Genomic DNA, 10,152 nt, shown 5'->3' with positions numbered 1-10,152 from the left:
CTGAAAACCGACCTGCGCTACTTCAAAACTGACTCGTCAGGTGAAAACAGCTCCGGCACATCGGGTTACAGAATCAGTGGCTACACCAAAAACGGTGATGGCGTGATCGACAACCGTCTCTGGAGCGCTGCATTGATATACACCCTTGGCGGCCATGCGATAACTGCGGGCTACCAAAGCGTTTCGGACGGTAGCAGCTTCACCCAGCTCAACCAAGGTAGCCTGGTAGATAAAGGCGCCGGAGGCAGCAGCTTGTACCTGTATACAGATCGTCTGATCCAGAGCTTCACCCGCGCAGGGGAGCGTACATCATTCGGTCAGTACGCCTATGACTTTGCYGCCCTGGGTGTCCCTGGCCTGAAAGCCTCGGTCATGTACGTCTCCGGGGACAATATCAAGACGAGATCCGGCGACAATCAGAAAGAATGGGAAAGGGATATCTTTCTAGACTACGTCCTTCAGTCGGGCACGCTCAAAGGTGTTGGCTTCGGCTGGCGTAACGGTAAATCCAATAGCGAAGCCGCCCGTGATCAAGATCAGAACCGCGTGTTTGTAAGCTACAGCATTCCGCTTCTCTAAGGGTGCAGCATAAACGTATCGCGCTCATTTCGAGAGTTCTGAGCTGGTCAATTTGCCTCTGCGCTGACACGTCCTGTTGACGCCGGCGCCGAATTGACCCACGAGCTGAAGCAAGACTGACCCACCTCAAAATCTGCACAAATCCCGCATAGGCAATGGTTCGAGAGGAACAGACTGGGTCAGTGACATCTCGGCAACTGGGTCAATTCGGCATCGGTGCCAACAATTGGGGCTCTTGCGGGCGAAACACATGCTTCTGGGCGCTAACTAAATGGCGAGCGACAGCTTACAGCTGTCCAGGATCTCGTCGGCTAGCAGCGCATCATCTGGGCAGGCCCGCGACAGTACAATGGCTCCGACCGCTTGTGCCAACAATGAAACTGCCTTGGCACGGGCTTCCTTTTGCTCGTCAGCGGATAGCCCGGAACTCAAGCCTGATATCAGCTTCTCTATGCCAGTCTCAAATACGGACTTGATATCTCTATGTTGACGAGCAGCATCGCCACCGAGCGCAGCGATCGCGCACCCTTGGCCGACTGAATCACGGTGAGCACGGGAAACGTAGTAATTGATGAAGTCACTCGCATTGGCGTCAGCAGTCATTTGGGAAAGAGCGAACGACGTAGCTTCGATCATCAGTGACGACTTTGAGCTGAATTGGTTGTAAAACCCTCCATGAGTGAGTCCGATCCCCGCCATCAATTCCTTAACCCCGATACCGTCATAGCCGCGCTCGCGGAACAGCACTGAAGCTGATTCAACAACGCGTACCCGATTTGTCCGCGCCTGTGCTTTGCTGGTTTTCATTTTCAGACCTCATTTGACTATCTTATTAATTAGCGGAGTTGGGACAAGGGTGACTAAAATCAAAACACTCTTAGTCAGCAAGAATAACGATGGCATCATTCAAGCTGCCACGCCAAAGGGACGTCAAAATCGATGTGTTAGCTGTGCTGCTATAATGTGTGCGCTATTGTTGTATTTAGCGCTAAACCCGGGTTGTAAACCGTTTGTATCGGTTTGATTAACAGATGTGGTTGACTCCCATAGATAGGTATAGGCTATATCGATAGTCAGATCAGAGTTGGGTGAGTAAGCGGCACCAAAAGCCAAGGCTTTTCGGTTTCCTACTGGAAGTCGAACGTTTCGGTCGGAGTTGCGGGCCGGCGAAGGATCAGAAGCCAAGCCACTGCGAAGTAGCCACTGCGAAGAGAGTTGGTACGAGACGCCAATGGCTGTCGACACGGTATCATGAAGTTTGAAGTCGTCTCCAACGGCACCGAATCCTGACTGTTGGCCTGGGGAGGGTAATCCACTATTGATTGCTTCAATCCTCTGGATTCGACTCCACCGAGTCCAGATAGCACCTGCGTAAACAGTCCAGCGTTCATCAAAGCGATGGGTGAATGATGTATCCACTGACTCTGGTAGTGTCACATCCATCTTGTTGTTGTATTTTCCATCGAGGCCAAGTGCTCCGGGACTGTCGCTTATTTTAGTGTGGCCATCAACATGGAAGTCAAGTTTTGAGTGATAAGTTAATCCCCACGTGGTTGATTCGTTCATATCAACCATCAGGCCCAAGTTATAGCCAATTGCAGTATCATTGCCTTTTACAGTAAGCTGCGTGTCCTTGCCATCATTCAAAGCTCCTGTGGCCAAATAGGACTGGAGGTTGTTCTCAATACGATTGAATGTGGTGCCAATGCCAATAGCTACTTGATCGTTTAAGCGGTACGAGACAGCAGGGTGCAATGTTTTAACCTGAACCTTGCTGTAGGAACCATGGTAGCGACCTTGGAAGGAACTCTCATAATCATTAACGAGACCGTATGACGCATACAGACCAATGCCAGCGCTAAAACGATCGTCGATTGGCGAAGAGAAGTATCCAAAAGGAATAGCTGTAAGAGGTACTGAGTTGCCGTCAGTGGTACCTGGGGCAGTACTTCTTGCATCGCTTATGTTAACGTTTGCGTCAATTAATGCCAGTCCGCCGCTGACCTCTATTTTTTTGATTTTACTTAAACCCGCTGGATTACCATACACGGTGCTGGCGTCTATTGCTGACGAGGAGCGGCCAGCATAAGCAGTCCCCGCAGCACTAGCGCTTTGTTCGTTGAGCGCAAGTCCATTTGCCCATGAAGCAGATGGAGTCCCTAGTGTTAGTAATAGAGTCGCCCCGAATAGTATTGAACTGCGCGGGGTAAGGTGTGAGTTTGTTTTAAGTTTGGATTGGACGCTAGGGCAGGGATGATGTGTCACGCCAGCTGATGGTTCAACTGTTTTTTTTGTATTCATTGGATGACCAGTTTTTGTTTTTAGGCTTAGGCGGTGGTGCCGTTTCCCGCTAAGGATGGCAGTTCTTTAATATGACCAATCTGGTTCTGTATTGATGTGGTTTTTATCGATTTAAAAGTTCTCTTGCGGCTTCTTTAGAAGGGTTCTGTAGAAGGCATGATTCGCGTCGTCCTGTATGATTTTTGGACATGGATAGTTGAAAGCAACCCGTTATTCCAACTGGGTCATCGCAATCCGAGTTTCGACTTGAGATTTCCCTTTCGCTGGTATGTGCGACATCGCGTGTTCCGCGAGTGCAGTGATCGTCAGACTTGGGTTCACGCCAAGGTTGGCACTGAGCATTGATCCGTCGCAGATCAGCAGGTTGCGATATCCAAACACTCTATTTTGCGCGTCCATGACACCATGGTCGTCGGATTCCGCCATGGCGCAACCGCCCATGCAATGCGCGGTTGTTGGAATGTTRAACAGGATTTCGCTGAGGAAGGTGGTCGCTATACCACCTAGTGCCTTGGCACCCTTTTCGACGAAGGCATTCGCTTGCGGGATGAACGTAGGAATTGGGCCGCCTTCTGTCACCAGTCGGCTTCCAAAAGGCCAGTACCAGCGACGTTTAAGACGCATATTGATATGAGCATCGACCGTTTGCATCACAAGCAACAACATGTTTTCCCGTGCGAAGCCTCTGGGGTTGTGTACCCGTAGGGCCTGCATCGGGTGCCTGAGTAATGTCAGTATCCAAGTACCAATTCGCCTCCAGCCAGGGCGACCACCGCTCATCAGCGTCATCATCAGCCCTATGGCATCTGACCCTTCCGGATAGCGTACGACACCTATATGAGTGTGCTCGTCCAAGTAGATACTGGCCCCGCCCGCCAAGCCTGGCGACATACTTTTATCTGTGGAAGGGAAGCGGACGCCGATAAGTGATTCGGCATTGGTGCGTATCCGTTTACCCAGATCCTGACTGATACCAGGCAGAGAGCCTTTCTCCCTGAGCCGGAACAGCAACTCCATCGTCCCTAACGAGGATGCCGCGAACACCACGCCTCGGGCGCGGAAGACCCGCTTATTCTTGCGGAACCAGGAAGTCGAACATTGCGTGTGGATCTCGTAGCCGTCGCTGCCGTCCACCTTGCCATTCAACGGTCGGACGTCTACGACTTGAGTTTGCGCAAAGACTTGAGCTCCGTGCTTCTCAGCCAAAAACAGGTAGTTCTTGTCGAGTGTGTTCTTGGCATTGTGCCGGCAGCCCATCATGCAGCCGCCGCAGCCCACGCAACTGCCTCGCTCAGGGCCTTCACCGCCGAAGTACGGATCGGGATAGGTTTTGCCTGCGACCTCGCCCTCCGGAGCGAAGAAGGTACCAACATTGGGTGCGTGAAAGGTGTGGGCGACGCCATTTAGCTCCGCCATCCTTTTAAGACGCAAATCCGCTTCTCCCAGGATTTTGCCCTCAGTCACTCCCAGCATTCTCTCGGCCTCTGCATAGTGCCTCGGCATGATGCTCTTCCAATCTGCCAGACCTGCCCACGAGCCCTCGTCCCAAACCTTATCCGAAGGCCTCAGCAGTGCGTTGGCGTAAGTGATGGAGCCTCCGCCGACCGCATTGCCGCTTGCGACGACCACGTGTCGAAACATCCGCATGCTGTAGAAGCCGAACATTTTCAGTGCGGGCATCCACATCCATCTACGCAGATCCCAGTTGCTTTTCGGAAAGTCCTCGGCACGCCAACGGCGCCCCATTTCCATCACGCCAACACGGTAGCCCTTCTCCGTCAACCGGTGCGCCGAAACGCTGCCGCCGAAGCCCGAGCCTATGACGATGAAGTCAAAGTCGAAAACCAGTTCCACGTTACGCTCCCATTTTTATTTTTTTGGAGAGGTCATGGCCTGCAAAAGCAGAGCAAAGCCCAGTCACGAATTCACTATACGATTCGTATTTCATTAATGCTATATTTTTTGTATAGTAAATGCCGGCGATCACAGGCTAGAATTGCTCCAGCCTCAGAATCCGAAACCGCTCGTGAGGAAAGACATGACCGATACGCATCAGACTGCCCAAACCCGCTTCAGCGAGATCGATGGCGACCGCTTCGCCTACCGCAGGTGGGGAAATACGGCCACCGAACAGCCGCCGCTGCTGATGCTTCAGCACTTTCGCGGTGGCATGGATCACTGGGATCCGCTGATGACCGACGGCTTGGCCCAGGGCAGGGAAGTGATCCTCTTCAATGGTCGTGGCGTGGCCTCGTCCTCCGGCCAGCCACGTCGTCGCATTGAAGACATGGCTGATGATGCCGCCGCCTTCGTACGTGCCTTGGGCCTGGAGAAAATCGATGTATTGGGCTTCTCACTTGGCGGCTTCCAGGCGTTGGATCTGACATGGCGACATCCCGCACTTATTCGTAAGCTGATGCTATTGGGTACAGGCCCGCGTGGAGGCAACCCGGACATGGAACCTGAGGTACTGACGACCGCGCCGCGTCCAGTTCCGACCTACGAAGACTTTGAGTACCTGTTTTTTGGCCGTTCCGAGGTGGCAAAGCGAGCTGCAAGCGAATTCTGGGAGCGCCGGCATCAGCGCGAGGATCAGGATCCGCCTACTTCGCAGGAAGTTGCATCGGCGCAGATCGAGGCAAACATGCTGTATCTGCCGAGGGTGTCCGAAGACGATCCGTTTGCCTACTTACGTCAAATCAAGCAACCGACGTTTATCCTTAATGGCGTGCACGACGTAATGATTCCGACCATCAACTCGTTCTACATGGCGCGCAATCTGCCGAACGCGCAGTTGTTTATTTATCCGGATGCCGGGCACGGCGCGCAGTTCCAGTACCCGGAGCGCTTTCTCTATCACGCCGCCAGGTTTCTCAGCGAATAACGTCAACCCCGATCCACCGACTCAAGGTTGTCACCATGATCAAGTTCAAATTTCTATTGTGGATGTTCACTCAACTGCTGAAACGGCAGGTCAGGAAAAACCCCGATTGCGCCCGCTACATCGCAGGCGAGGATCTTGTGTTCCAGATCCGTACCGATGCAGGTGTCGGCCGCTATTTCGTCATCCGAAACGGCGCCATCCGCTCCGTTGCCGGCCTGGCCGACAATCCGCGCTTCACTTTGAAATTTAAAGACGCCGATAAGGGTTTTGCAATTCTCTCGGCCAAGGACAGCCAGGCAGCGTTCCTTAGAGGGCTGGGTAACGAGGAGTTGGTTATCAGCGGTGATTTCCTCAAGGTAATGTTTTTCCAGGGACTGACTGCTTACCTGCAGCCACCCAAATTGGTCGCTCCCTATGACCGCACTGCGTTTTAACGACGATGGCGCCTGACAAAATGCTAAACAAGACCTATGGGCAGCTGTGTCCGATTGCCAGAAGCCTCGATGTGCTAGGCGAGCGCTGGACGCTATTGGTGCTCCGCGAACTGCTATTGGGCCCAAAGCGGTTCAAAGAGCTGTTGGCGGTATTGCCGGCAATGGGGACTAACCGGTTGTCCGCACGCCTGAAGGTGCTGGTAGACAACGGAATCGCCAAGCCTGCTACAGCGCCAATAGCCGCCTACGAACTAACGGAATTGGGGGAGCAGTTGCGTAAACCACTGCTCGCGCTAGGACTCTGGGGGCTGAGCTTGCCAGTGGACGAACGCATCGATCCCGCAACTGCACGCGCTGAACTCATAGCCCTCAGCCTCACGGGCATTGGCTGCTCCGATGCGAGCACTGGATTACGCGCCACATACGAGTTTCACGTCGGCGAGGAAGTCTTCCACATACGCGTGGATGACAGCCAGATACTCGCGCGCTCAGGTAATGCCCCAGCGGCCGATGTGGTCATCCACTGCGATCTGAATACCTTCATGGCGCTGGCCCTACGACAAATTTCGCCGGCAGATGCATTGCGCGAAGGTCGGGCTCATCTACCGCACACACAGCTCGAAACCTTCGAGCAACTGTTTCAAGCGCTCGAATTCAATCCGGAAAACTTACCGGACACATTGCTTGCTGCTCTTCCTCATTCCAGCCTTGTGGGAACACCAGATGAAAGCTGAAACAAACCTGCTGAACCAATCCCTGCAACTGCCCAACGGAAGCGTGCTGCGCAATCGACTGGCCAAGGCATCGATGAGCGAGACGCTCGGCACTTACGATAACCGTCCCACCCTGGGGCTGGTCGAACTCTACCGTCGCTGGGCAGCTTCCGGTCTGGGACTAATCATTACGGGGAATGTGATGATTGACCGTCGCGCCCTTGGCGAACCGGGCAATGTCGTCATTGAGGACGAGAAAGATCTGCCGGTACTGCGACAGTGGGCGAAGGTTGCTACCGACCAGGGGGCAGCGATCTGGGTGCAACTCAACCACCCTGGCAAACAATCGACAAAGGGGCTGAACGCCAGCAACCTTGCTCCATCGGCTGTTCCGTTCCGAGAGGATATGGCTGCCTTTTTCGAAACCCCGCGTGAAGCCACTGTTGCCGAGATCCAAGACATCATCGAGCGCTTCGGGCGCAGTGCCGCCATCTGCAAAAAAGCTGGATTCGGCGGCGTGGAAATCCACGGAGCACACGGCTACCTAATCAATCAGTTCCTCTCACCCCATCACAATCGGCGCGAAGACGAATGGGGTGGCACACCGCAGAAGCGTCGCCGTTTTGTGCTGGCCGTCTACGCCGAAATTCGACGCCAGGTCGGAGCGGACTTTCCGGTGGGGATTAAACTCAACTCGGCTGATTTCCAGCGCGGTGGCTTCACTGAAGAGGAGTCGATGGAAACTATCCGCGCGCTGATCGACGCGGGTATTGATCTAATCGAGATATCCGGCGGCACCTACGAGGCTCCAGCCATGAGTGGTGCGATGCATGAGCCGAAAAAAGGCTCTACCGTAGCGCGCGAAGCCTACTTCTTGGAGTTCGCCGCGAAGGTTCGAGCTAACGTGCAAGTGCCCTTGATGGTCACAGGCGGTTTTCGCACTGCGGCAGGGATGAACGAGGCACTGCGCTCCGGATCGCTGGATGTGGTCGGTCTGGCACGATTGTTGGCCATTGATCCGGATGCCCCAGCGGCATTGCTGAAGGGGAGCGACAGCAATCAACAGGTGCGACCAATCAATACCGGCATCAAGGCCGTGGATCGCATGGGGATTATGGAAATCCTCTGGTACACCGGACAACTCAAACGCATTGCCAAAGGTGGCGAACCTCGCCCCAACGAAAGTGGATTCTGGGCGTTCCTTAAAGCTGCGTTCGGCAGCGGGTGGGGGGCATTGCGCACTCGCCGCTTGCGGGCCCGCTCCTGAAACCGGCATAAGCTGCGAGTCCCGAGACGCTGCCCTCAGCACCAGTCGGCCGCTTTATTGCTGTACTGGCGTTGACCTCTTACTCGGGTCGTAGAAGCAATCGCACCAGCAATGGTCGCGCGCGGCTTTAGCGTATTCACCAGTCACTGACTACGATTTGAAAACTGAACCTGGTAGGCAGGCCTTTTTGGAGCAACGGTGCCATGTGTTGTGTCCGCAGAAAAAATCAGCGAAGCAGGACGATGTTCTGAGGAAGTTAGGATTACATTTCAGTTTGTGAAACAGAGAAGCCAATAGCGGACGTTCACCGAGGTCCGATTTCGGCCAGGAGCGGCCCTTGGGCGAACGATAAGTCCATCATTTTCTGTATTAACTAAAGTTCGGCTCGGTCAACACGTTACGCCCTGACTGGCGCAATCGCATGCGAAAAAGATAATCACGAAGATTTGATGTTTTTTTCAGCCATTGCGCACTTTCGGGCACGCGTTCCAAATAATCGAGCATAGGCGTCAGGATGGCGTCCGCCATGCTGTAGTCCGCCCCGCAGAAAAATTGCTGCCCGTCCAAATGCTTCGCCAGCAGCCCAAGTGTCTGGATCGCCATTGGCTCGGCGGTAGTCACAGCTTCTCTATCAATAGGGCGTGACGGCTGCGCAGGTGAAACCAGCAGTAAAAGATAACGACGTATCAGTCGATCATCGGCATACATCGCCAGGGCAGCGGACCACTGATCGACCTTTACCTGCTGGGCCAAGTCAGCGGGTCTTGGAGAAGTATGCGCAAAGGCTTCATCCAGGTAGCGGCAAATGGTGGTTGTTTCAATTACGCTCCGCTCTCCATGCAGCAAAACCGGGACCTTGCCAAAAGGATGCAGTGCCTTGTGTTCAGGGCTGTGGAGCGTGATCGTTTTACCATCCACCTGCATCCCGTGTGTGTAATCTAGCGCTTTCTCTTCGCAGTAAAGTCTGACACTACGTACGAAGGTGCTAAATCCAGGTCCCAGTATGTGCAATTTCATGAGTAGCTCCTTGAGGGAAGAGTCGGCAATTCTGGTCGGTATGACTTTATGTTCAAGAACATAAAGTCCCGTTTTGTCATACTCCATCTCACGCTTTACTGAGGAGAAGACGCATGCCCTGGCCTGCTACACAGCGCGCAACCACTCGACAGATGATTCTGGATAGCGCAGCGCGACTCTTCGCACTGGAAGGTTTCGAAAAAGTCAGTATCGACTCAATTATGGAGAGTGCGGGATTGACCCGAGGGGCCTTCTATAGTCACTTCGCATCCAAAACGGAGCTTTACACCGAAGCTATTAGAAATGCCGCGAACGCGGGGGGCGCGATACTGGAAGAGGCTGGTAAAGATGGTTTGCAGCAGGTAGTGAAAGACTATCTCCGCATGGACCATCGGGATGCAAGCCGTATGCACTGTCCGTTAGCCTTCATGGTCAATGATGCTGCTCGGCAGGACGGAGCCATCCAGGAAAGCTACACCCAAGTGCTCGCAGCTTTCATCACACGTCTGGAGTCCGGACTGAAATCGACGACAGAGGCGGATACACGCCAGCATGCTTTGCAAATTGCCGTAGGGATGATTGGTGGCTTGGCACTAGCTCGAGCTGTGGCCGATGATCAATTGGCGCAAGAGATTCTTACAGCCTGTCAACAGGGATGTTTGCAGCTCGTTGAGCTATGACATGCCATAACAAACAACGAAACGACCGCTGAACGATTTAGCCAATCTGTTGCATCGACCGGTTGAGTCCACAGCCAATAGCAGGCATTGGGCTTGATCAGTCAAGACGAGTATCCGGTCAAACGAAAGCCCCTGAATCTCTCGATTCAGGGGCTTTTATTTGGTTCTTCACGGAATTCCGGGGAACACCGATACCTGTAGAAGCTGCGGTGCGGCGATCCGACTTGCCAGCGATGGCAACTGACGGCCGAGCATTTTCTTCCTGGTGTACATATTC

10 protein-coding genes are annotated in these 10,152 nt (G+C 53.7%); 6 read left to right on the top strand and 4 right to left on the bottom strand.

All coding sequences use genetic code 11. The features are described 5' to 3' along the window. The coding region (locus tag AC1DXW_RS30345) for an OprD family outer membrane porin (RefSeq protein ID WP_477760858.1) at window positions 1-579 on the top strand (579 nt) is incomplete at its 5' end. 267 nt (window positions 580-846) lie between these two features. Here the strand turns inward: AC1DXW_RS30345 and AC1DXW_RS30340 are convergent. The 3 genes from AC1DXW_RS30340 to AC1DXW_RS30330 form a co-directional block, all read right to left on the bottom strand. Next, window positions 847-1,386 (bottom strand): TetR/AcrR family transcriptional regulator, encoded by a 540-nt coding sequence (locus tag AC1DXW_RS30340; protein ID WP_477757147.1) that lies wholly within the window; start codon window positions 1,384-1,386, stop codon window positions 847-849. A gap of 123 nt (window positions 1,387-1,509) precedes the next feature. Continuing rightward, the gene (locus AC1DXW_RS30335; RefSeq protein WP_477760857.1) at window positions 1,510-2,880 is read right to left on the bottom strand and encodes an outer membrane protein transport protein; all 1,371 of its coding nucleotides are present in this window, start codon (window positions 2,878-2,880) and stop codon (window positions 1,510-1,512) included. A gap of 210 nt (window positions 2,881-3,090) precedes the next feature. Continuing rightward, window positions 3,091-4,734 (bottom strand): GMC oxidoreductase, encoded by a 1,644-nt coding sequence (locus AC1DXW_RS30330; RefSeq protein WP_477756732.1) that lies wholly within the window; start codon window positions 4,732-4,734, stop codon window positions 3,091-3,093. A 184-nt stretch (window positions 4,735-4,918) separates the two neighbouring features. Between AC1DXW_RS30330 and AC1DXW_RS30325 the strand changes: the two genes are divergently transcribed. Genes AC1DXW_RS30325 through AC1DXW_RS30310 form a run of 4 tightly spaced genes read left to right on the top strand, consistent with a single transcriptional unit; the run spans window position 4,919 to window position 8,178 of the window. Continuing rightward, window positions 4,919-5,764, top strand: coding sequence for an alpha/beta fold hydrolase (locus AC1DXW_RS30325; protein WP_477760856.1), 846 nt, complete (start codon window positions 4,919-4,921; stop codon window positions 5,762-5,764). A gap of 35 nt (window positions 5,765-5,799) precedes the next feature. Next, window positions 5,800-6,198: a helicase gene (locus AC1DXW_RS30320; protein ID WP_477756387.1), complete on the top strand. Its 399-nt coding sequence runs from the start codon at window positions 5,800-5,802 to the stop codon at window positions 6,196-6,198. 20 nt (window positions 6,199-6,218) lie between these two features. Next, on the top strand, window positions 6,219-6,932 hold the full coding sequence (locus AC1DXW_RS30315) for a winged helix-turn-helix transcriptional regulator (RefSeq protein WP_477756386.1): 714 nt from the start codon (window positions 6,219-6,221) through the stop codon (window positions 6,930-6,932). Next, the gene (locus AC1DXW_RS30310) at window positions 6,922-8,178 is read left to right on the top strand and encodes an NADH:flavin oxidoreductase/NADH oxidase family protein (RefSeq protein ID WP_477756385.1); all 1,257 of its coding nucleotides are present in this window, start codon (window positions 6,922-6,924) and stop codon (window positions 8,176-8,178) included. Before AC1DXW_RS30315 ends, AC1DXW_RS30310 begins: the two co-directional genes overlap by 11 nt. A gap of 369 nt (window positions 8,179-8,547) precedes the next feature. Here the strand turns inward: AC1DXW_RS30310 and AC1DXW_RS30305 are convergent, their stop codons facing one another. Then, a complete protein-coding gene (locus tag AC1DXW_RS30305; RefSeq protein ID WP_477760855.1) occupies window positions 8,548-9,195 on the bottom strand; it encodes a glutathione S-transferase family protein in 648 nt (215 codons plus the stop codon). Window positions 9,196-9,308: 113 nt separating this feature from the next. On the opposite strand from AC1DXW_RS30305, the gene AC1DXW_RS30300 reads away from it, so the two are divergent. After that, entirely contained in the window at window positions 9,309-9,875 is a 567-nt protein-coding gene (locus tag AC1DXW_RS30300) for a TetR/AcrR family transcriptional regulator (RefSeq protein WP_477760854.1), read from the top strand. Window positions 9,876-10,152 lie beyond the last annotated feature (277 nt).

The organism is Pseudomonas sp. P4_C4, assembly GCF_056402055.1.
Note: the sequence above shows the minus strand (reverse complement) of the source record. Positions and strands in the feature narration are given on the sequence as shown.